General features: G+C 69.1%; 16 protein-coding genes. 5 read left to right on the top strand and 11 right to left on the bottom strand.

The window, feature by feature from the left end:
* Positions 1–13: 13 nt before the first annotated feature.
* Positions 14–2,794 (top strand): ABC transporter permease subunit, encoded by a 2,781-nt coding sequence (locus OG975_RS40115; RefSeq protein WP_406334478.1) that lies wholly within the window; start codon positions 14–16, stop codon positions 2,792–2,794.
* Positions 2,791–3,600: an ABC transporter ATP-binding protein gene (locus OG975_RS40110; protein WP_406334477.1), complete on the top strand. Its 810-nt coding sequence runs from the start codon at positions 2,791–2,793 to the stop codon at positions 3,598–3,600. Before OG975_RS40115 ends, OG975_RS40110 begins: the two co-directional genes overlap by 4 nt.
* 3 nt (positions 3,601–3,603) lie before the next feature.
* Here OG975_RS40110 and OG975_RS40105 read toward each other — a convergent pair whose 3' ends face one another.
* Genes OG975_RS40105 through pqqA form a run of 8 tightly spaced genes read right to left on the bottom strand, consistent with a single transcriptional unit; the run spans position 3,604 to position 15,557 of the window.
* Positions 3,604–5,634: a PQQ-dependent sugar dehydrogenase gene (locus OG975_RS40105; protein ID WP_406334476.1), complete on the bottom strand. Its 2,031-nt coding sequence runs from the start codon at positions 5,632–5,634 to the stop codon at positions 3,604–3,606.
* Between the two features lie 11 nt (positions 5,635–5,645).
* Positions 5,646–11,189: a glycosyl hydrolase family 28 protein gene (locus OG975_RS40100; RefSeq protein ID WP_406334474.1), complete on the bottom strand. Its 5,544-nt coding sequence runs from the start codon at positions 11,187–11,189 to the stop codon at positions 5,646–5,648.
* 11 nt (positions 11,190–11,200) lie between these two features.
* Positions 11,201–11,977, bottom strand: a complete 777-nt coding sequence (locus OG975_RS40095; protein ID WP_406334473.1) for a heparin lyase I family protein — start codon at positions 11,975–11,977, stop codon at positions 11,201–11,203.
* A gap of 7 nt (positions 11,978–11,984) precedes the next feature.
* Complete coding sequence (locus OG975_RS40090; RefSeq protein WP_406336685.1) at positions 11,985–13,274, bottom strand: glycoside hydrolase family 105 protein; 1,290 nt, start codon at positions 13,272–13,274, stop codon at positions 11,985–11,987.
* On the bottom strand, positions 13,268–14,347 hold the full coding sequence (pqqE, locus tag OG975_RS40085; RefSeq protein WP_406334472.1) for a pyrroloquinoline quinone biosynthesis protein PqqE: 1,080 nt from the start codon (positions 14,345–14,347) through the stop codon (positions 13,268–13,270). The genes OG975_RS40090 and pqqE overlap by 7 nt, the downstream gene beginning before the upstream one ends.
* The gene (gene pqqD, locus OG975_RS40080) at positions 14,344–14,598 is read right to left on the bottom strand and encodes a pyrroloquinoline quinone biosynthesis peptide chaperone PqqD (protein WP_406334471.1); all 255 of its coding nucleotides are present in this window, start codon (positions 14,596–14,598) and stop codon (positions 14,344–14,346) included. The genes pqqE and pqqD overlap by 4 nt, the downstream gene beginning before the upstream one ends.
* A complete protein-coding gene (gene pqqC / locus OG975_RS40075; RefSeq protein WP_406334470.1) occupies positions 14,595–15,428 on the bottom strand; it encodes a pyrroloquinoline-quinone synthase PqqC in 834 nt (277 codons plus the stop codon). Before pqqC ends, pqqD begins: the two co-directional genes overlap by 4 nt.
* A gap of 18 nt (positions 15,429–15,446) precedes the next feature.
* Positions 15,447–15,557, bottom strand: coding sequence for a pyrroloquinoline quinone precursor peptide PqqA (gene pqqA, locus OG975_RS40070; RefSeq protein ID WP_406334469.1), 111 nt, complete (start codon positions 15,555–15,557; stop codon positions 15,447–15,449).
* A 344-nt stretch (positions 15,558–15,901) separates the two neighbouring features.
* Here pqqA and OG975_RS40065 point away from each other — a divergent pair, with 344 nt between their 5' ends.
* Positions 15,902–16,693, top strand: coding sequence for an aldo/keto reductase (locus OG975_RS40065; protein ID WP_406336684.1), 792 nt, complete (start codon positions 15,902–15,904; stop codon positions 16,691–16,693).
* A 122-nt stretch (positions 16,694–16,815) separates the two neighbouring features.
* Here the strand turns inward: OG975_RS40065 and OG975_RS40060 are convergent, their stop codons facing one another.
* Positions 16,816–17,427, bottom strand: coding sequence for a hypothetical protein (locus OG975_RS40060; protein WP_406334467.1), 612 nt, complete (start codon positions 17,425–17,427; stop codon positions 16,816–16,818).
* Between the two features lie 192 nt (positions 17,428–17,619).
* Here OG975_RS40060 and OG975_RS40055 point away from each other — a divergent pair, with 192 nt between their 5' ends.
* Entirely contained in the window at positions 17,620–18,318 is a 699-nt protein-coding gene (locus tag OG975_RS40055; RefSeq protein ID WP_406334466.1) for a glycoside hydrolase family 75 protein, read from the top strand.
* A gap of 119 nt (positions 18,319–18,437) precedes the next feature.
* On the opposite strand, the gene OG975_RS40050 is transcribed toward OG975_RS40055, so the two are convergent.
* Positions 18,438–19,139, bottom strand: a complete 702-nt coding sequence (locus OG975_RS40050) for an SDR family oxidoreductase (RefSeq protein ID WP_406334464.1) — start codon at positions 19,137–19,139, stop codon at positions 18,438–18,440.
* A gap of 161 nt (positions 19,140–19,300) precedes the next feature.
* Positions 19,301–20,209 (bottom strand): class I SAM-dependent methyltransferase, encoded by a 909-nt coding sequence (locus OG975_RS40045; RefSeq protein ID WP_406334463.1) that lies wholly within the window; start codon positions 20,207–20,209, stop codon positions 19,301–19,303.
* Between the two features lie 172 nt (positions 20,210–20,381).
* On the opposite strand from OG975_RS40045, the gene OG975_RS40040 reads away from it, so the two are divergent.
* Positions 20,382–21,152 carry a phytanoyl-CoA dioxygenase family protein gene (locus OG975_RS40040; RefSeq protein WP_406334461.1) on the top strand — a complete coding sequence of 257 codons (771 nt, stop codon included), beginning with the start codon at positions 20,382–20,384 and terminating at the stop codon, positions 21,150–21,152.
* The last annotated feature ends 20 nt before the right edge of the window (positions 21,153–21,172 follow it).

Here is a 21,172-nt window from a genome sequence, read left to right as displayed (position 1 = left end):
GAGGGGGGTTGGGATGTCGGACCTGCTGGGGTTCGTGCTGAGCGGACTGGTGTCGGGCGCGCTGTACGCCCTGCTGGCGACCGGGCTCGTGCTGTCGTACTCGGCCTCGGGACTGTTCAACTTCGCGCACGGCGCCACCGCTTACCTGTGTGCGCTCGCCTTCTACGAGCTGCACTCGGGCCTCGGCTGGCCCGCCGTGCCGACGGCCGTGCTGCTGGTGTGCGTGATGGCGCCCGCGCTGGGCTGGGGCCTGGACCGGCTGATGTTCCGCAAACTGGCGCGGGTCGGTGAGACGGCCCAGATCGTCGCCACCATAGGGCTGTTGGTGGCGCTGCCCGCGCTTGGGCTGTGGATCGTGGAGCTCCTTGAGGACGCGGGGGTGTCCGTCAAACCCGCCGAGAACCAGTTCGGGCTTCCGGGGGTCGGGCCGAGCCCGGCGAAGTCGTGGCAGCTGATGGACGGAGTCGGCGTCGACTCCGACCAGTTGATCACGTGGGTCGCGACCGCCGTGGTCGCCGTCGGTCTGTGGATCCTGATGCGGCACACGCCGCTGGGCCTCAGACTCCGGGCCTCGGTGGACAATCGCTCCCTCGTGGAGCTGCGCGGGATGAGCGCGGACCGGCTGTCGTCGATCGCGTGGATGCTGTCGTCGGCGCTCGCCGGTCTCGCGGGCGTCCTCGCGACCCCTCTTCTCGGCCTGTCCGCCCATGACTTCACCCTCTTCCTCTTCGTGTCGGCGACGGCCGCGGTCCTCGGCCGCTTCGCCTCCGTTCCGCTCGCCTTCGCGGGCGGCCTCGGGCTCGGGGTGCTGCAGAACCTGGTCGCCGGGTATGCGACGTTCGCAGAGCGGATCACCGGTTTCCGTACGGCCGTTCCGTTCCTGATCCTCTTCGCCGGGCTGCTGGTGCTGACCCGACGGCAGCGGACGGCGGGCACGGCGGCCACGGACGCGCCGCCGGTGGACTATCTGGCGGGACGGTCGTGGATACGGCGCTGGGGCCCCTGGACGGCGGCCGGGCTGCTGCTCGCCCTCGCGTTCTACACGGTCACGACCCCCTTCTGGAGCGGCCTCCTCGCCCAAGGGCTCGCCCTGTCCCTGGTGTTCGTCTCGTTCACCGTGGTGACGGGGCTCGGCGCGATGGTCTCCCTGGCGCAGGCGACGTTCGTGACGGGCGCGGCGCTGGTGGCCGGACTGCTGATGAGCCGTGGCTGGCCGTTCGTGGCGGCCGCCGCGGTGGGGACGTGCGCGGCGGCGGTGCTGGGCGCCCTGGTGGCGCTGCCGGCGCTGCGGCTCGGCGGACGCTCGCTGGCCCTGGCGACCCTCGCGCTGGCCTTCCTCGCCGACCAAGTCCTGTTCCAGATGGGCTGGTTGAGGAACGGGGACACGGGCTGGGCGATCCCGCGCCCGGTCTTCGGACCGGTGGACCTGAGTGACGACCGCGCGATGGGCGTGGCGATGATCGTGCTCGTCGCGCTGGCCGTGGCGGCGCTCAGCGCGCTGCGCGACTCGCCGTCCGGGCGCGCGATGCTCGCGGTCCGCTCGGCTCCGGCGGCGGCGATGGCGTCCGGCGTGTCGGTGATCCGCACCCAGCTCATGCTGTTCACGCTGTCGGCCGGGCTCGCGGGCTTCGGCGGCGTGATGTACGCGTCGTACAGCACCCGCATCACCGCGACCGACTTCACCGCGATGACGGGGCTGATCTGGCTCGCGGTCGTGGTGGCGGCCGGGGTGCGCCGCCCCCAGTTCGCGGTGGTCGCGGGGCTCGTCTACGCCGTCGTACCGCATCTGCTGTCGGACTACGTCACCGAGTCCGTCCATCTGCCGGTGCTCCTGTTCGGCCTGGCGGGGCTGGCGCTGGCCAATGACCCGGACGGGTACGCGGCAGCCGTGTCCACCCGGCTGCACCGCAGGCGCGCGACGACCACACCCCGTACGCCCTCCGAGGCGCCCTCGGCGTCGTCCCCCGAAGTGGCCCTCGAACTCCGCGCCGTCCACGCCGGATACGACGGCGCCCCCGTCCTCCACGGCGTCGACCTCGCCGTCCGCCCCGGCGAGATCCTCGCCCTTCTCGGCCCGAACGGCGCCGGAAAGTCCACCGCGTGCCGTGTCGCCGCCGGGCTGCTGACCCCGCTCACCGGCCAGGTGTACGTCGCCGGGCGTGACGCCACGCGCGAGCGGGCCGTCGGACGGTCCCGGGCGGGGATCGTCCTGGCGCCCGAAGGACGCGGGATCTTCCCGTCCCTCACCATCGAGGAGAACCTCGCCCTGCATCTGCGCGCCAAGGACGAACGCGACGCCGTCTACGCCCGCTTTCCCGGCCTCGCGGCACGCCGTGGCGTCCTCGCCGGTTCGCTGTCCGGCGGCGAGCAGCAGATGCTCGCGCTCGCGCCGCTCCTCCAGCGCCCGCCGAAGGTACTGATCGCGGACGAGCCCTCCCTCGGCCTCGCCCCACGCGTGGTCGAGGAGGTGTTCCGGCTGCTGACCGAACTGAAGCGGGCGGGCACGGCACTGCTGCTGGTCGAGGAGAAGGCCACCGAGGTCCTCGGGATCGCCTCCAGGGTCGCGTATCTCACCCAGGGGCGGGTGACGTGGTGCGGCCCGCGCGAGGAGGTGGAGGCGGACCGGCTGGCGGAGGCCTACCTGGGGATCGCGGCCGGGAGCGAATCAGGAGCGCCCGAAGGCGCCGGAGGTCCCGGAGGAAGTCCCGGAGATCCCGGACAACCAGGCCGCCCCGGCCCACAGGCCCGACCCGGACAACAAGGCCGCTGGCCCGGAGAGATGGTGCGGCCATGACGAACGCTCCGGTTGCTCCGGTTGCTCCGGTTGCTCCGGTGCTCGAAGCCGTCGGCATCGGCGTCCGCTTCGGCGGCGTCCGTGCCCTCGACGGAGTGGACCTCGCCCTGCGCCCCGGCGAGGTGTGCGGCCTCATCGGACCCAACGGCGCCGGAAAGACCACCCTCTTCGACGCCCTGTCGGGCATCCGCCGCCCCGACGACGGCCGCGTCCGCCTCGACGGCACGGACATCACCCGCCGCTCCCCCGTCTGGCGCGCCCGCCACGGCATGCGCCGCACCTTCCAGCGGCAACAGCTGTTCGGCCAGCTCACGGTGGCCGACAACCTGGTCGTCGCCCAGGAGTGGCGCGGGGGCGGCGGCGGTCTCGCGGCGGATCTGCTGGCGGCGCCGACCCGGCGTACGTACGAGAGGAGCCGTCGGGAGCGTGCGGCGGCCGTGCTGCGCGCGTGCGGGCTGGGCGACATCGGTACCTCGTATGCCGGGGCGCTCCCGGTGGGCCGGGCCCGCATGGTGGAGCTGGCGCGTGCGGTCGCGGATCCGCCCAGGGTGCTGTTGCTGGACGAACCCGCGAGTGGGATGACAGACAGTGAGAGTGGTCAGCTGCTGTCTGTCATCCGTCATCTGACAGTCGAGGAACGGTGTGCCGTCCTTCTCGTCGAGCACAATGTCGCCTTCGTCATGGAACTCTGCACCCGCGTCGTCGTCCTCGACCTCGGCCACGTCCTCGCCGAGGGCACGCCGGCCGAGGTACGCGCCGACCCGAAGGTCATCGACGCGTACCTCGGCACCGCGCCCACTCGGTGACCGCTAGTTGATGCTCACCTTGAAGATCTTGTCCGAGCCGTCCGCCGCACCTCCGTTGTTATCGCAGTTGGTGGTCGAGAGCCAGAGCTGGTCGGCGCCCGGGACCTTGGTGACCGTGCGCAGCCGGCCGTAGGTGCCGACGTAGTAGGCGGTCGCCGTGCCGACGTTCTCCGTGTCGCCGTTGATGGGGATGCGCCACAGCCGTTCGCCGCGCAGGGATGCCATGTAGATGACGTTGCGGACGATGGCGATGCCGCTGGGCGAGGCCTCGGAGACGTTCCAGGTCTTCTTGGGGTTGGTCATCCCGGCGACACTGCACGTGCCCTCGCAGGTCGGCCAGCCGTAGTTGGCGCCCGGCTTGATGAGGTTCAGCTCGTCCTTGGAGCTGTCGCCGAACTCGGCCTCCCACAGGCGCCCGTTGCGGTCGAAGGCGAGGCCCTGCGGGTTGCGGTGGCCATAGCTGTAGACGTAGTTGCCGAACGGGTTGCCGGGAGCCGCCTTGCCGTCCGTCGTCATGCGCAGGATCTTGCCGTTGAGGGAGTTCTTGTCCTGCGCGAGGTCGGGCGTCTGGGCCTCGCCGGTGGAGACGTACAGATAGCCGTCGGGGCCGAAGGCGAGGCGTCCGCCGTTGTGGTAGCGGTTCTTCTTGATGCCCTGGAGGAGGACCGTGTAGCCGGTCAGCGAGCTGCCGTTGTACGTCATGCGGACGACGCGGTTGCCTTCGGACGCCGTGTGCATGAAGTAGACGTAGTGGTTGGTCTCCCACTTCGGGTCGGCGGCCACGCCGAGCAGACCGCCCTCACCGTTCGTCGTCACGGCGTTCGGCACGGTCCCGACCTGCGTCTTCGTGCCGTCCTTCGTGACCTTCCAGACGCGGAAGTCGTCCCGCTCGGTGACCAGCGCGCTCTGCCCGTCGGGCATCCAGTACGTGCCCCATGGGATGGTCCAGCCGCTGGAGACGGTCCCGATCGACGACGGCACTCCGCCGTCCGTCGCGCACGCCTGTGTCGTGAAGGTGACCGTGTTGCTCTGCGGGGAGACATTGCCCGCCGCGTCGCGCGCCACCACGTTCAGCGTGTACGGGCTGTTGCAGGCGAGCCCGGTGAGCGTGGTCGACGTACCGCTCGCCACGCTCTTGTAGACCGTCGTGCCGCTGCGCACGTCGTACCCGGCCACCGCCTTGTCGTCGGTCGAGGCGCCCCAGTCGAGGTCGACGCTGTTGGCGGTCACGTTGGAGGAGGTGAGGGTGCCGGGCTTGGTCGGCGGTGTGGTGTCGGAGCTCGGTGGGGTCGTGCAGTCGACGACCGGGCTGGCCTGCGAGGCGTTGCCGGCCGCGTCCCGGGCGATGACGGTCAGGTTGTAGGTGGTTTTGGGGCTGAGCCCGGTGAGGGTCTTGGACGTCGCGTCGCCCGGCGCCTCGCTGAGCTTGTTGCCGTGTTCGTAGATGTCGTACGCCGTCACGCCGACGTTGTCCGTCGAGGCGCCCCACGCGAGGGTGAGTTCGTTCTCGGTGACCGCCGAGCAACTGGGCTGGCCCGGGCGGCTCGGTGCCTGGGTGTCGGCCGCCGTGCCGATGCCGATCCGGTCGAGGTTGGGGCCGCCGTTGGCGGTGGTGGCGGTCGCGCGGATCTTGTTGGAGCCCGCGTTCAGGGGGACGTCGAGGCTCTTGGTCGCCCACGTGTCCCAGTTGGTGGTGGCGGGGAAGGAGACGGCGGTGGCGACGACCGTCCCGTTGACGGAGATGTTCATCGGCCGGTCGGTGGTCGTGCCGTTGGCGTACCGCAGGGCCAGCGACGAGGTGCCCGCCGAGGCCGCGCTCACCGTGAACTCCACGTACGAGCCGGTGGTGTTGGTGTAGTCGACGAAGCCGGTGCCGGTGTAGCCGGTGTGGTTGGAGGCCACCGTGCCCTGCGAGATCGTGGCGTCCTCGGCCTGGTAGTCGGTGGCCGCCCGGGCCGTCGCGCCGGTCAGCCCGACGAGCGGCACGGCCAGGGCCAGGGAAAGGCACCAGGGAAGTGCTCTGTTGAGTTTCATGGTTCGTCCCCTCAGCCCGTGTACTGGGCGAAGACCTTGAGGTAGTCGTACGGCTGCTGCGAGACACCACTGCAGGAGTCCCCGTCGGTACCGGAGCCGCAGGCCCGGTCGCGGTTCACGGACCAGTAGGTGAGGCGCGCGATGTGGTGCTGCTGCGCGTAGGCGAGCATGGTCTTGAAGTCGGCCACCCGGACGCGCTCGCCGGAGTCGTCGGTCTTGCCGTTCATCGACGACAGCCCGATGTGCGCGTAGGTCGTCGAATCGCTGTATCCGTAGGCCGACTTGACCCGAGCCTTGAGGCCTTCCATGGCCTGGGTGGTGAGCGTGCCCATGTTGGTGGTGCCGCCGCCGAAGTCGAACGGCATGATGCACCAGATGTCGTTCGCCAGGCCCGAGTTGGCGCCCCGCTTGATCATGTCGACACCCGTGGAGTCCGGGCCGCTGGTCGTCGTGCCGAAGGTGATGATCGTCTTGAGGCCGGCATTGTTGGCCTTCACGATCTTCAGCGCGTCGATCACCCGCTGCCGCACGGTTGCGTTGTTCCACTCGGTGTTCTCGATGTCGATGTCGATGACCTTGAGGCCGTACGCGTTGATGACCTTCTGATACGCGCCGGCTAGCGCGGAGGCGCTGGAGCACTTCTCGCCGAGCTTGGCGCCGCTCCAGCCGCCGATGGAGACGATGACATCACCGCCGGCCGCCCGGATCGCGTTGATCTTCGACTGGTCGTTGCCGCCGGTCAGCGGGCGCGAGCCGTCCCACTTCGGGTTGCAGGAACCGTCGGAGAGGATGAAGGCGAGCGTGAACCACTTGACGCCGGTCGCCGCCATCACGGTGGTGGGGTTCTGGGGGCTGCCCCAGCCGAGGTACTCGTAGGGGGCGACGGCCATGCCCGGCGAGGCGGCTGCCGCGTCGGGAGCCGCGGAAACGTTCACTCGATTAACCGGGTTCACACTTCGCGCACCGTCGGCCGCATTCACGGCATTCGCGCTGTTGACCGGCTTCACACGGATCAGCCGTGTTTCACCCGGCCGCAGCGTCGCGCTGTACGAGTCCGCGATCACGCCCTTGTGGGAGCCCGACCACAGGTCCGTGACGTCACCGGAGCCCGTGAATCCGACCTGCGACCAGTTCACACCGACCGTGGTGTTGCCGGACGTACCGGTGTTGAACAGCGCCACCACGTAGTCGCCGGTGTTCTCCTTCTTGCTCCAGACCTGCTTGACACCACTGTTCACCACCCGTTTCGCGGCGACGCCGTCCTGGTCGACGCCGATAAGACGGTCGTTCGTCAGCATCGCCTTGTCGACGGAGTCGACGTGCGTGAGGTCGGTGCCGAGCAGCAGCGGTGTGCCGGCCATCGCCCATAGGGTGAAGTGGGAGCGGCGCTGGTCGGCGGTGAGTCCTGCCTGGTCGCCGTTGCCGATCTCCAGCGAGTCGAGGTCGTTCCAGCCGCCCGGGCCCGCGTACGACTGCCAGTTGGCCGCCGAGGTGAAGCGGGCGGAGACGTGCGACCAGTCGGTCAGCGGATAGCCGCTGCCGTTCGCGCCCGAACCGCAGTAGCACTCGACGTCACCCTGGGTGCGCCAGCTGTTCGCGAGCGATCGCCAGGTCGAGGCGTTGGCGATGGGCAGGTTGTTGGAGAGCGCGAAGGTGATCGGCCGGCCGCTCGCCCGCAGCGCCTTGTCCCAGGCCTGGACGTCGGGGATGTCGGCGCTGCCCACCCCGTCGATCTTCAGGTAGTCGACTCCCCAGGAGGCGAACTGCTTCGCCCACGAATTCACGAACTCCTGCGCGCCCGGCTTCCCGTAGTCGATGTAGTACATGTTCTTGCAGTTGTAGTTCTTCTCGGTCTTCGAGGTGTCCGCGATATCGGCGGCGTGGTACGAGGTCCCCTCGATCGGCGTGTTCTTGGTGACCGCGTTCTTGGCGATGCCCGGCGTGACGTAGAAGCCGAATTTCAGCCCCTTGGAGTGGATGTAGTCGGCCAGCGCCTTGATCCCGGAGGGGAATTTCGCCGTGTCGACGGTCCATCGCCCGTACGAGTCGACGACGAAGCCGTTCGCGTCGCACTTCTGCCAGAAGTCGTCGAGGTTGATGTACACGAAGCCGTGGTCCTTGAGCCCGCTCGCGATGAGGGCGTCCGCCTGCGCCTTGATCTTCGCCTCGGTGGGCCAGCGGCGCACAAAGCTCCAACTGCTCCAGCCCATGGCGGGGCGGAGGGACTGGCCGTTGTCGGAGTACGGGGTGACGGCAGCCGCTGGGTACGGGGTGACGGTCGACGCCGGGTGCGCGGGGGCAGTCGACGCCGGGGTGGCGTACGACGTGCCGATCCATGCCTCGTCGATCCGCAGCCGCTTGTAGCGGGTGGTGTCGGTGGACGCCGCCCACGTGGAGTCGACTTCGAGGCGTACGTACCGGGCGTTCGCCGCCGTGAGGTCGATCCCCTGGATTCCGCGGCGACTTGGCAGCTGTCCGGTCTTCACCGCGCTTCCCCAGCCGGCGCCGTCGTTGCTGAGGAACACCTTGTACGCCTTGATCCGCGCGGACTGTTCGGTGTCGGAGCGTGCGTAGGCGACGGAGTCCTCGCGCTGGTTGAGGCCGATGTACTGCACCTTCTTCGCCGATCCCAGATCGAAGGTGAGATTCACCGGCAGCGTCTTGTCGCTGTCCCAGTAGCTGAGGTAACTGCCGTCCCCGGCGGCCGATGCCGCGTGCCCGCTCGCCGAGGCGCTCGCGCTCACCGTGACGCCGGACAGGATGCCCTGCCGGCCTGCGGTCGTGACCTTGAAGACGGTGTCGTACGGGTCCCAGCCGCCGAGTCCGCTCAGGGTGAGGACGCCTCCGGACTGTGACCACGAAATGGCCGCCCCCGTACGGAGGTTGGTGACGGACGCGATCCGGTAGCCGTTGTCGCGGATGCGCAGGGTGCTGGTGGACGGCGGTGTCAGCACGTGCACGTACTGGAGGTTCGGGTCGGTCTTGCTGATCGTGGTCACGCCGTGCGCACCGTCGTTCCAGAAGCCGGGCTTGAGGCCTCCGTACATGTAGCCGCCGCCCTCGGTGCCGTGCAGAGACTCCCAGATGGGGTCGAGGTAGGAGTCGGCGAAGGTGTTGAAGGCGGCCTGATTGCTCGGGAACTTGCCGTTGACCTGGGCGGTCTCGGCCATCAGCGCCTTCACGGACGAGCCCGCGTTGGTGATCAGCCGGCCGAGAGTGAGTGTCTTGTCGACGGACGGGTTCGAGCCGTCGTACCACCAGGCGCCGCTCGACGGGAGCTTGAAGTCGGCCTCGGTCAGGCGGGGTTGGGCCGTGTAGACGGCTTGCGGGTAGTCGTACGACGGTGTCATCCCCGTCTTCTGCTCATTGCTGATCATGTCCATGATCGGCGTGTCTTCGTTGTTGTTGCTCAGCGTGTAGTTCGGGCGCTTCTGCTGGATCTGGGCGTAGAGATTGTGGCTCTCCCAGTACGCGTTGTCGTTGTCGATCCAGAAGCCGCCGAGGTCGGGGTAGCGGTCCATGACCTCGAAGAAGTTGTCGTAGCTGAAGCGGCCGAAGCCGTCGCGGGTGGTGAGGTCGACGTTCGTGCCCTTGTAGGCGGAGTACGCGGCCGAGTCGAGCCATTCGTGGCCGCCCTCGTTGTGCCACTGAGGGTCGTCGGTCATGTAGAGGATGACCTTGAGACCCTTGGCCTTGGCCGCGGCGATCGTCTCGCCGAGGAAGTCGCGCTGGGTGGAGCAGCTGCCGGGGATCTTCGACGGCCAGGGGCGGGCGTAGCCGAGGCGGCTGTGGAAGGTGGCGAGGACCAGGTACTGGGTGTGCAGCTTCTGGGCCTCCTTCACCCAGTAGTCGGGGGTCCAGCCGCCGCTGGTGACGTCGTTCTCCCAGGCGGTGCAGCTGGTGTGGGCGGGGGCGGTGCGCTCGCCCCAGTGCAGGAAGAGGCCGCCGACGGAGCCGCGCAGGAATGCCTGGCGGGGGTTCTCCAGGTCGAGCGGCTTCGCAGCTGCCGCCGGCGGCTTCGCGGCCGCGGCGCCCATCGGCGTCGCCGCCGTACCGCAGTTCTCATTCGAGCCGGTGTGGGAGACACGCAGGGACCCGCCGGCCGTGTTGTGACTGTCCGTCAGGCAATACCCCGTGACGCTCTGAAATCCCATGTCATGCGGCGAGTTGCTGCCACGCTGTGCGGTGAACCGGGTGAACTTGATGCCGCTCGCGGCGTTGGCGATGACCGCCGGGCGCCCGTCGTCGGCCGCGTACTTCACCGAGCTGTCCGTGAAGGTGACGTTGTCCGCGTTGTGGAGGTACCAGCCGTACGCGGGGCGCGTGCCGATGGCCTTCGGGTTGTAGTCGTTCGGGTCGTTGCCCGGTACGGCGGTGGACATGGTGCCGTTGCCGCCGGGCACGGTGATGTTGACGTTGGTGAAGGTGACCCCGTTGATCCGGTGGCCGCTCTCGCCCCACAGCGTCGGGCTGAAGGACGGACTCGACCCGGTCGCCGTGATGTTGTCGTACGTGACGTCGCTGATCGAGCCGATCCCGGGACTGTTCCCGCAGCGCTTGCGGGTGCCGATCTTCTGCATGATCGGGGAATGGACGTTGGTCATCGTGATGTCGCGGTAGTGGACGTCGGAGATCTTCGCCCCGTCCATCGAGACCATGCCGAGCCCGGACTTGTTGGAGCCCTCGATGCGGATCTTCGCGAACTGGTAGTCGGAGAAGTCGCCGCAGGTCTCGGAGCCGAACATGAGCGCGTTGCAGCACACCGCCGAGAGGTATGAATCGCTCACTCGTACATGGCCGTTGGGCAGCTTGGCGCCCAGCGCGTAGTCGCTCTTGAAGACGAGCGCGTCGTCGTTGGCCTTGATGGTCGCGTGGGTGACGGTGACGTTGGTCGTGCTGATGATGTTCCAGCCGTCGCGGTCGCTCGCGGTGTCGATGGTCAGATGGTCCGAAGTGACGTTCGTACAGCCGTTGATGAGGGCCGCGAAGTGGCCGCCGCGCCGCAGGGTGAGGCCGTCACCGAGGCGCAGCCCGTTGCAGCGGGTCAGCGAAAGGATCTTGTCGGCCTCGCCCGACTTCGGGTTGCCGGTGATGAGGTTGCCCAGGCCGTCGATGACGCCGTCGCCGACGAAGCCGATGTTCGTGAGCCGGTCGCCGTAGATCATCGCGTTGTGGAAGTGGCTGTGACCGTAGTCCTGGTAGGCGTCGTTCGGGTTGTCCTCGGGCGGGTCGTACGTGTCCGCGCTGGAGCCCTGGATCGTCGCGCCCTTGTCGACCTGGAGTGTGACCTCGCTCTTCATGTGGATGGTGTTCTTGGACTTGTACGTGCCCGCGGGGAAGCGGACCGTGCCGCCGCCCGCCGAATTGGCCGCTGTGATGGCCTTGTTGATGGCCGGGGTGTCGTTGGTGGAGCCGTCGCCCTTGGCTCCGTAGTCGCGTACGTCGAAGACGCCGGCCTCGGCCGTACGGGGAGCGGCGAGGGCCTGGGGGTGGGTCAGTCCGAGCACGACGGCGAACGCGAAGAAGACGGACGCCGCCCAGTGGATGTGCTTCATATGACGGCTCCTCAGACCAGTTGGTAGCCACGCAGGTTGGTGAGCAGCAGGTACGTGTCCTGCAAGGACCCGGAGGTGTCACCGAGGGAGCGGTAGATGCCCCACTTGGGCCGCACCCGGTCGGCGAGGAAGGTGTCGACGCCCGTCCTCGACTTGTCGATGACCGTGGTCGATCCGTTCTTGAGGATCCAACGGACCGATCCCGCCGACCCGTTGCCGACCTTGATCTGGAAGTCGACGTCGATCCACTTGTTCTGGAGTGGCTCCAGGTCCGTACGGCCGATGAGGATGTCGTCGATCGCCAGCTTGAGCTCGATGGTCTGCACACCGTTCACCCGCCGCAGCGACTGCACGACGATCGGCGATGTGCCGTTGCCGGGCTGCTTCATCTGCATGATGTGGGTGAAGGTGGTCGTCGCCTTCAGCGAGCTGGGGATGTACATCGAGTACGTGATCCGCCAGGTCTGGCCCTCGGTCCACTTCAGATAGCTGCTGCCGCTCGTGCGCAGACCGGTGACTTCCTGACGCTGCCGGTCCGTTGAGGTGTCGCGGTCGACGGTGTGCATATTGAAGCGCCAGTTGTTGCCCGTGGCGTAGATGTGCGGCTGACCGGCGGGATGCGAGTCGGCGCGGTCGTCCTCGATGGTCTCGAAGGCGCCGAGTCCGTCGCCGCTCGCCGACGGGGACCACTTCAGCTGCCAGGAGGCGGCGTGCGCGGTCGGCGCGGACAGACCGACGGCGGCTCCGCCGAGTGCCGCGCCCAAGAGGGCTCTTCTGGATGTGCTCATGGCTGACTCACCTCGTCCTGAGTGGGGGTGTGCTCCGCGTGCTGAGGGGGTGTGCTCCGAGCTGCTCGTTCATGATCAGAAAGGCGCCGAGGCCGTGGAAGTCGTTCGTGGCCCGGGTGCGGGCGATGTAGTACGCGTAGTCGCCGACGTTCGTGCCGATGGAGATGTCGGTGAGGTTGGTGCGGCCGTCGGAGCCGGTGGAGATCCTGGCGAGGACGCCTTCGTAGCCGCGCTGGGCGACCGTGGCGTAGTGCGCGTCGAGGTAGCCCTGCTGGACACCGCGCGAGAGGGCGTAGGTGAACATGCTGGAGCAGGACGTCTCGGTCCAGTTGTCGCTCCTGCCGCCCTTGTCGATCACCTGGAACCAGCGCCCGGTGGCCGGGTCCTGGTACTTCTCCAGACCGGTCGCCAACTTCCGCAGGATGCCGACCAGTTGCGGCCGACGTGGCTGGCCGGCGGGGATCGCGTCCAGCACGTTGACGATCGCCATCGCGTACCAGCCGACCGCCCGGCACCAGTGCTCGGGCGCGAGGCCCGTCTGCGGATCGGCCCAGCTCGCCGTCTTCGACTCGTCGTACGCGTGCTTCAACAGGCCGCTCGTGACCTGGAGATGGCTGCCGTAGACGTACAGCTGCCTGGCCGCCTCGTCGTCGGCGTATGTCGCGTCCCCGAACTCCTTGCCGTATTCGACGAGGAACGGGTTCACCATGTAGACGCCGTCCGCCCAGAGTTGATGGGCGCGGCTGCTGGTGTCGGCGTGCCAGAAGCCGCCGTCGGCCGTGCGCGGATAGGTGGTGAGCCTGTCGCGGATCTTCTTCGCCGCCTTGCGGTAGCGGTCCTGGCCCGTCTCGTGGTGCAGAATCGTCAGCAGCCGCCCGGCCTGCATGCTGTCGAGGCTGTTGAAGCTCTGGCTGATGGTGCCGTCGCTCTTCACGAAGCGGTCGACATAGCTCTTGATGTAGGTGAGGTAGCGGGCGTCGTGCGTGCGCTGGTACGTGAGGTACTGGCCGTAGAGATAGAGGCCCACCGGGTACGACCAGCCGCCGATGGTGCTGGGCGTGTAGCGGGCCATGGTCGAGTCGACCAGGGCGACCGACCAGTCGGGCGCCGCGACCGGGGACCGACCGGTGCCGGCGGCCGGGGATTGTTGGGTGCCGGCGGCCGGGAACCGGGCGGTGGCGGAGACCGGCTGAGGGCCGGTGGCGGCCTCCTGCGGCACGGTCGCGGACACCGTCAGCAGGCCGGCGGTGGCGAGCGCGCCTGCCAGTAGCACCGCGCGCGGTCGTCGTCTCATGATCCTCCCTCTCGATAGGCGTAGGCAGAGGTCGCACGGGGGCCCTCGTCGACGAGCGTGCGGACGAGGTGGTGGCCGGGGGCGTGGCGACAGGCCGGGTCGGTGCGGGTGGCGTCGCCGGTGAGCGCGTACGCCTGGCAGCGGCAGCCGCCGAAGTCGGTGGCGCGCAGGGCGCAGGTGCGGCAGGGGTCGCGCATCCAGTCCTCGCCGCGGTAGGCGTTGAAGGCCTTCGACTCACGCCATATCCAGCCGAGTTGGTGTTCTTGCACGTTCGGCGGGTCGAGGCCGGGCAGGGTCGCCGCTGCCGGGCACGGGAGGACGGTGCCGTCCGGGGCGACGGTGAGGGAGACGGCTCCCCAGCCGCCCATGCACGGTTTCGCGGTGCCGTCGAGGTAGTCGGGGGCGACCCAGATCAACTCCAGAGCTCCGGCGAGCTGTTCGCGGCGGCGGGCCACCGTGGCACGGGCCCGTTCGACCTGCGCGCGGGTCGGCAGCAGGGCCGACCGGTTGCGTAACGCCCAGCCGTAGAACTGGGTGTTGGCGAGCTCGATCCGCTCGGCACCCCAGTCGAGGCCGAGGTCGATCAGGTCGTCGAGGGCGTCGATGTCGGCGCGGTGGAGCACGACGTTCAGGCCGAGCGGGAGCCCGGCGGCGTGCACCAGCCGGGCGGCGCGCTCCTTGGCGGCGAACGAGCGGGCGCCCGCGATGTGTTCGGAGGCGAGGGGGTCGGCGTGCTGCACGGAGAGCTGGACACAGCGCAGTCCGGCGTCCCGCAGTTCCGCGAGCCGCCGCTCGTGCAGGCCCACGCCACTGGTGACGAGCTGGGTGTAGAGGCCCGCGGTGGCGGCGGCCTCGACGATCGGTGCGAGATCGCGTCTGAGCAGCGGTTCGCCGCCGGACAGATGGGTTTGGACGACGCCCAGGTCAGCGGCCTGGCGCAGCACATCGACCCATTGTCCGGTGTTCAGCTCTCTTGACCGACTGATCAGTTCGACGGGGTTGGAGCAATAGGCGCAGCGCAACGGACAGCCGTGGGTGAGTTCGGCGAGCAGGGCCCAGGGGGGAGCCACGGTCACTGGAGCCAGCCCTCCTTTCGCAACGTGGAGAGGAATGCGGGGACTTCGTCGGCGACGGGCGCGCTGGGGAACCGTTCGCCCAGCTCGGCGACGATCTCGTACACCTCACGACTGCCGTCGCAGAGCCGCACGATGCTGCCCGCGGCGCCGCGCAGGACGACGACTCGCTCGGGGAGGAGGAGCAAGTCGGCGTCTCTGACGTGGTCGTGACGGAACATCACGGAACGGGCGAGGGAGGGATGCCAGGTCATGGCCCGCCGGCCGGGTCGCGCGGCCCGCGGCCCGGGGTCACTTCGGCGACCGGGGCCACTCCGGCGCCCGGGGCCAGTCCGGCACCCTGGTCCACTCCGCCGCCCGAGTTCACCCGGTCGCCCTGGTCCACCGCGTCCAGCAAGGCCCACAGCACCTCGCACTTGAACGCCAGCGCTGCCACCGCCCGCTCCTGCTGCCGCCTGGTGCGGGCCCAGGCCTGGACGAGCGCGAGGGCCTCCTCGCTGTCGCGGCCACCTTGACCGATGCGGGCCCGGAAGTACGCGAGCCCGTCGGCGTCGATCCAGGGGTAGTGCCGTTCGAAGGCGGCGATCCTTGTGCGCATCAGCCCGGGGGCCGAGAGCTCGGTGAGCGAGGCGGCGACCGCGTCCAGGGCCGGGCGCAGGCGGCAGAAGGTGACGTAACCCTCGACCGCGAACCGCACGCCGGGCAGCACCCGGGACGCGTCCCACAGTGTCGGGCGGTCGAGACCGGCCGCCTCGCCGAGCCGCAGCCAGCGTTCGATGCCGCCCTCGCCGTCGGCCGTTCCGTCGTGGTCCTGGATCCTGCGCAGCCAGGCGCGGCGCAGCGCGGGCTCGTCGAGCTTGGCGAGGATCAGGGCGTCCTTGACGGGGATGTGGCGCTGGTAGTGGAAGCGGTTGGCGATCCAGCGGCGCAGCTCGTCGGGCGTCAACTCGCCTTGGTGCATACGGATGTTGAAGGGATGCCGGTCGTGGTAACGCTCCTCGGCGACGGCGCGCAGCCGCTCGGTGAACTCGGGGGTCCGCCAAGGGGCCGCGGCACCGTCGTCGCGCACGGTTGTCGCGGTCACGGTTCGACCACCGTGGGGCTAGCGGTCGCCGAGGGCGTACGCGGTGACCTCGAGGGCGGTCTCGATGACGAGATACCCGGGGGTCTCCCAGAGGCTTTCCTCCGATGTTTCCCGAATCGCCAGTTCCAAATGTCGGGCTTCAGAAGCCTTTTCGTTCATGTGTGCGTACCTGCTTTCCTGATGGGTGGGGGGTGTGGAGCCCAGACAGGTGCTGGTGTTCACATGCGTGCACCGCGTTCATCGATGCGTTCGGTGCCGCGATCCAGAGTTGCGGGATGACGCGACCCGGTCAATGGTCCGGACCGAGATTGGTCGGATCCATTTCCGGCCAATCTGCGATGCGGGCCGTGGGAAGCGCTGTCAGGAATGCATCACGGCCCGTGATCGTTGACCATGGGAGTACCACCCGACGACTGAAGGATCGAGAGCTCGTGAGCAAGGTCCCCCCGATCATCCTGAACAACGGCGTCGAGATGCCGCAGCTGGGCTACGGCGTCTGGCAGGTGCCGGACGACGAGGCGGAGCGGGCGGTCGCCACCGCGCTGGAGGCCGGGTACCGCAGCATCGACACAGCGGCGATCTACGGCAACGAAGAGGGCACCGGCAAGGCCGTCGCCGCCTCGGGCATCGCCCGCAAGGATCTCTTCGTCACCACCAAGCTCTGGAACAGCGACCAGGGGTACGACGCGACGCTGCGCGCCTTCGACACGTCCCTGGAGAAGCTCGGCCTGGAGTACATCGACCTGTATCTGATCCACTGGCCGCTCCCGTCCCGGGGCAAGTACATCGACACGTTCAAGGCCTTCGAGAAGATCTACGCGGACGGCCGCGCCAAGGCCATCGGTGTCTCGAACTTCTATCCCGAGCACCTGGAGAAGCTGATCGACGCGACGTCGGTCATCCCGGCCGTCAACCAGATCGAGCTGCACCCGCATCTCCAGCAGCACGCCGCGCGTGAGTACCACGCGGAGCAGGGCATCGCCACCGAGGCCTGGTCGCCGCTCGGCCAGGGCCGGGGCCTCCTGGAGGTCCCGGCGATCATCGCCATCGCCCAGAAGCACGGCCGCACCCCGGCGCAGATCGTGCTCCGCTGGCACATCCAGCTGGGCAACGTGGTGATCCCCAAGTCCGTGACCCCGTCCCGGATCAAGGAGAACATCGAGGTCTTCGACTTCTCCCTGGACACCGAGGACCTCGCGGCGCTCACGGCGCTCAACGAGGACCGTCGTCTGGGTCCGGACCCGGCGACGTTCGACATGGGCTGAGCCCCGCACCCGTACGCGTCCGCCCCGCCGCACGAGATCTCGCGGCGGGGCGTACGCGTACGGGAACCGGTCCGCGGTCGGCCGGCTCACTCACGGCAGGCGTCAGTCGCCTACGGCGGGCCTCAGTCGCCCCGCACTTCCGCGAAGACGACCTCGAACTCCTCCAGTCCGGTCACGGTCACATGCGCCTTGGCCGCGCCCTCGTGCCGGGCCGCCGACGTGGCTCCGCGGGACGCGGCCAGGGATTCCCGGTCGATGAACAGGGTGCCGACCAGGCCACGCCCCCGCTCCCGGTCGACGAGCAGAGACGTCCTGGCCAGCCCCGGAAGGCTCTCCAGCATGGGGACCACCGAGGCCCGGAAGGTGTCGGCGAGAAGATCCGCGTCCGCGGGGTCGAACTCCAGCCTACTGACTCGCAGCCCGCCCGCCGCCTGCGGCTGCCGGACCGGATGGAAGACCACCGCCTCGTAGTTCTCGACCGCCAGGGTCGCCGCGAAGGGCTCCAGGAGCGACGCACGCCGCTCGCGCAGCACCTCGTCACTGCTCTGCCTGGCCTCCTCGGACTCCCACCAGCTCGCCACGAAGAGTTTGCCGAGCACCCGGTCCACGAAGACGCCGGATCCGCGGTACCCCGGGCGATCCTCGAGCAGGTCCCGGCCCTGCGTGTTCAATGACTTGATGGCCGTGTCGATCTTCGCGGGATCGCCGGTCACGTACACAGTCCGTACGAACATGGCTCTTCGCCTCCCAGAAGCCGGGCGATGACCCGGAATGTTCGATACAGCCAGTCTTCTCCCGCGAGGGAACGGCCGCAATCGGCTCCGAACGTCGCAGTTCACACCGGGGGCTTGACGAGGTCATGCAAAGGGGTCCACCTTGTACGGCAACCCGGTAAGGAAAGTTTCCTAACAGAAGGGTCCCCCACAGTGCGCACTCGAACACTGACCCTCGCCGCGGCCGCCGGCGCCGCGCTCCTCGCCACCGCGGCGCTCCCGGCCGCCAACGCCTCGGGCAGCGTCAACCCCCGTTCGGCACAGGAGGGTTCGGTCAGCGCGGCCGATCTGCTCGCCAAGGTGACGTCCTGTTCACAGATCTCGAACGGCAAGTACAAGACCGACGACGAGACGTCGGCCACCGTCCCCGTGTGCGGCAAGAACGGTGCGGTGTTCTGGAAGGCCGACATGGACATCGACTGCGACGGTCAGGTCACCAGCAAGTGCAATGGCGACACCGACCCATGGTTCCAGGACGACACCGCGTTCCATCAGTCCGACGGGAAGGCGCTGCGCGCCGAGGCGCTGCCGTATGTCGTGGTGCCGAGCAGCAGCAGTATCTGGAAGTACACGAGCGCCGGGATCAAGGGCGGTGGTGTGGTCGCTGTCATCTACAACGGGAAGGTCGAGTACGCGGTGGTGGGTGACACCGGGCCTACGAAGATCATTGGTGAGGCCTCGTACGCCACCGCGAAGGCGCTGGGCATTGACCCGGACCCGGAGACGGGTGGGGCCGACTCCGGGGTGACGTACATCCTGTTCAAGAACTCGCAGGTGTCGCCCATCGAGAGTCACAGTGCGGCTGTGTCGTTGGGGGACTCTCTGGCGAAGCAGTTCCTTCAGAACAACTGACGGGCGCGGTTTGGGTTGTTTCTTGGCTGCGGGCTCGTCGTGGCTGGTCGCGCCCACGCGGCGGAGCCGCATAATGTCACCGCCCCGCGCCCCTTACGGGGCGCTCCTGACCAGGCGCGTCAGACCGGCTGGCCGATCGGGCGTACGACCACGGCGTTCACGTCGACGCCCGTCGGCTGGCCGATCGCCCAGACGATCGAGTGGGCTAGCTGGTCGGCGGTGAGGAGATGGCCGGGGGGCAGGCTGCCGTAGCTGTCCCAGAACGGGGTCTCCACGCGGCCGGGGGAGATCAGGGTCACGCCGACTCCGAACTCGGTGACCTGGCGTCGGGTGTTCTCGGCGAGTCCGGTCACGGCCCACTTGGTCGCGCCGTAGATGTTGCCGGGCCCGTGCACATGCCCGGCAACGCTGCCGACCAGCACGATACGTCCGCGGGTCTCCTTCAGCGCGTCGATGGAGGCCCTGATGAGCAGCGCGGGACCGAGCACGTTGGTCAGCACCATCTCGGACCACCCCGCGGGGTCGCCCTCCGCGACGGTGTCGTGGGTGGCGAAGCCGGCGTTGGCGACGACGGTGTCCAGTCGCCCGAACTCCTTGAGCGTCGCCTGGACCGCCGCCTGGACGTGGTCGTACTCGGCTGCGTTCCCCACGATCGTCAACAGGCCTTCGGGACGCCCGAGTTCCTCGGCGAAGGCGCGCAGTCGCTCCTCCCCCCGGCCGGTCACGGTCACCCGGTGCCCGGCGTCGAGCAGTTGCCGTGCGACCGCGGCGCCGATACCGCTGCCGCCTCCGGTGATGAGCGCGACTGGAGAGTCGGTCATGGTTACCCCCATTGAGTCTGCGATGAACGCCCGGAGTAGATCACTTGGAGCGTTCTCGAAGTCAAGTACCGCATGTGGCGCGGTAGGGAACCGAGGGCAGGTACCGGCACACGCTCTACGGCACCGAGGTGCCCGCGTCCGTTCGCCGGGGCCGGACGTTGCTAGTCGGTGCGGGTCGCCGTGTACACCGTGTGCGCCGTGAGGACGAACACGTCCGGGCGGTGGTGGACGCTCGCCTTGTCGTCCGGGTCGAGGAGGCGGTCGAGGGTGGCGAGGTCGTCCGGGTCGAGGCCCTCGGCGAGGCCTTCGCGTCGGCGGGTGAGGGAGGTGACGACAAAGGCGCGGGCCTCGTCGGAGAGCGGGGCGGGGAGGTCGGAGAGGAAGGTACGGGTGCCGGTGTGCCGCAGTCCCGCCGAGGAGAGCAGCGCGGGCCAGTCCTCGATCTCCGCCGCGGCTCCCGGCAGCGAGGCCCGCATCCGGGTGAACCACTCCTCATGGACCGCGTCGATACGGGCCTGCAGGCCGGGCCTGCCGATGCCGATGTCGCGCGGGAGGAAGCGGGTGGGCAGGCCGCCCTCCAGCAGGGCGAGGGTGCCGCCGGGCGCGAGACCCCGCGCGAAGCCGGCGAGGGCGGCGCGCTGGTCGCCGACGTGGTGCAGCGACCTGCTGGCCCACAGCAGGTCGGCCGGGTACTCCAACTCGCCAAGTCCGTCGGCGAGTTCGGCCTCCAGCGTGCTGAAGCGGTCACCGTGGCCGAGCCGGTCCGCGCGGGCCCGGGCCTCCTCCAGGAGCGGTCCCGCACCGTCCACGGCGACGACCCGTGCTCCCGGGAACGTGGCGGCGAGGAGACAGGAGATGACGCCCGGGCCGCTGCCCGCGTCCACGATCAGCCCCGGCTCGGGCTGCTGCTCCCGCAGCCAGGCCGCCGCTTCCCGGTACGCCGGGGTGTACAGCTCGGCCTCCCGCACCAGCAGGGGAAGCATCGCGGCGAAGTCCATGTCGGTGTGGTCGTGCCCGGCGTGATCGTGCCCGGGCCGGTCGTGCCCGGTGTGATCGTGGTGCTGTCCCATGGCGGCAAGCCTCTCGTTCGGTATGCCGCCAGCGTGCTCCGCCACTCCCGGAAACGGCCAGTCGTGTTGCGTAAACAGCAAAAGGGGCGGCAGCCAGAACCGCACGTGCACACGAGCCGGTCGCGCGGAAATTCGGATGCGCCCGCGCGGGCCGCTCACCGAGCATGACCCCATGGACGACGTGATGGTGGAGCGCTTCCTGGAGGACGGGTTCGTGAAGATCGAGGGCGCCTTCCCGCCACGCGTCGCCGAGGACTGCGCCCGGCTGCTGTGGCAGGAGACGGGCTACGATCCGGCCGACCCCACGACCTGGGCCGAGCCCGTGCGCTGGGTCTCCGGCATGGCGCAGGGCCCCTTCGCGGCCGCCGCCAACTCACCTGCCCTGCATGAGGCGTTCGACCTGCTGCTGGGCGAGGGCCGCTGGGAGCCGCGCTACTCGCTGGGCAGTTTTCCCCTGCGTTTCCCGCACGAGGAGGAGCCGGACGACGCCGGCTGGCACATCGAGGGAAGTTATCTGCCCGAGGGCGAGAGCTGGTACTTCACGAACCTCAGGTCGAAGGGCCGCGCCCTGCTGATGCTCTTCCTCTTCAGCGAGGTCGGCGAGCGGGACGCCCCGACCCGCATCAGGGTCGGCTCCCATCTGGACGTACCGTCGCTGCTGGAGCCGTACGGCGAGGAGGGCGTGTCGGGCCTCGACCTCGCGCCGAAGCTGGTCGAGGCGTCCGCGCACCGCCCTCTCACGCAAGCCACCGGCCGCCCCGGCGACGTATACCTGTGTCACCCCTTCCTGGTGCACGCGGCGCAGCCGCACCACGGGACCCGGCCGCGTTTCATGGCGCAGCCGCCGCTGCACGCGCCCGTGCCGTACGAACTGGAGCGGGCCGACGGCGACTACTCGGCGGTGGAGTTCGCGATCCGCCGGGGTCTGGCCCAGGAGGCCTGACCCCGGCGGATCGCCCGGTC

The sequence above is a fragment of the Streptomyces sp. NBC_00203 genome (genome assembly GCF_045206325.1).
Lineage (GTDB): Bacteria > Actinomycetota > Actinomycetes > Streptomycetales > Streptomycetaceae > Streptomyces > Streptomyces lutosisoli.
This window is presented reverse-complemented; position numbering and strand designations above follow the sequence as displayed.

What these genes read in the sequence shown, in the direction of transcription:
- OG975_RS40115 (WP_406334478.1), top strand. Translation starts at nt 14, where the DNA reads ATGTCGGACCTGCTGGGGTTCGTGCTGAGCGGACTGGTGTCGGGCGCG.
- OG975_RS40110 (WP_406334477.1), top strand. Translation starts at nt 2,791, where the DNA reads ATGACGAACGCTCCGGTTGCTCCGGTTGCTCCGGTTGCTCCGGTGCTC.
- OG975_RS40105 (WP_406334476.1), bottom strand. Translation starts at nt 5,634, where the DNA reads ATGAAACTCAACAGAGCACTTCCCTGGTGCCTTTCCCTGGCCCTGGCC.
- OG975_RS40100 (WP_406334474.1), bottom strand. Translation starts at nt 11,189, where the DNA reads ATGAAGCACATCCACTGGGCGGCGTCCGTCTTCTTCGCGTTCGCCGTC.
- OG975_RS40095 (WP_406334473.1), bottom strand. Translation starts at nt 11,977, where the DNA reads ATGAGCACATCCAGAAGAGCCCTCTTGGGCGCGGCACTCGGCGGAGCC.
- pqqD (WP_406334471.1), bottom strand. Translation starts at nt 14,598, where the DNA reads ATGACCTGGCATCCCTCCCTCGCCCGTTCCGTGATGTTCCGTCACGAC.
- OG975_RS40065 (WP_406336684.1), top strand. Translation starts at nt 15,902, where the DNA reads ATGCCGCAGCTGGGCTACGGCGTCTGGCAGGTGCCGGACGACGAGGCG.
- OG975_RS40060 (WP_406334467.1), bottom strand. Translation starts at nt 17,427, where the DNA reads ATGTTCGTACGGACTGTGTACGTGACCGGCGATCCCGCGAAGATCGAC.
- OG975_RS40050 (WP_406334464.1), bottom strand. Translation starts at nt 19,139, where the DNA reads ATGACCGACTCTCCAGTCGCGCTCATCACCGGAGGCGGCAGCGGTATC.
- OG975_RS40045 (WP_406334463.1), bottom strand. Translation starts at nt 20,209, where the DNA reads ATGGGACAGCACCACGATCACACCGGGCACGACCGGCCCGGGCACGAT.
- OG975_RS40040 (WP_406334461.1), top strand. Translation starts at nt 20,382, where the DNA reads ATGGACGACGTGATGGTGGAGCGCTTCCTGGAGGACGGGTTCGTGAAG.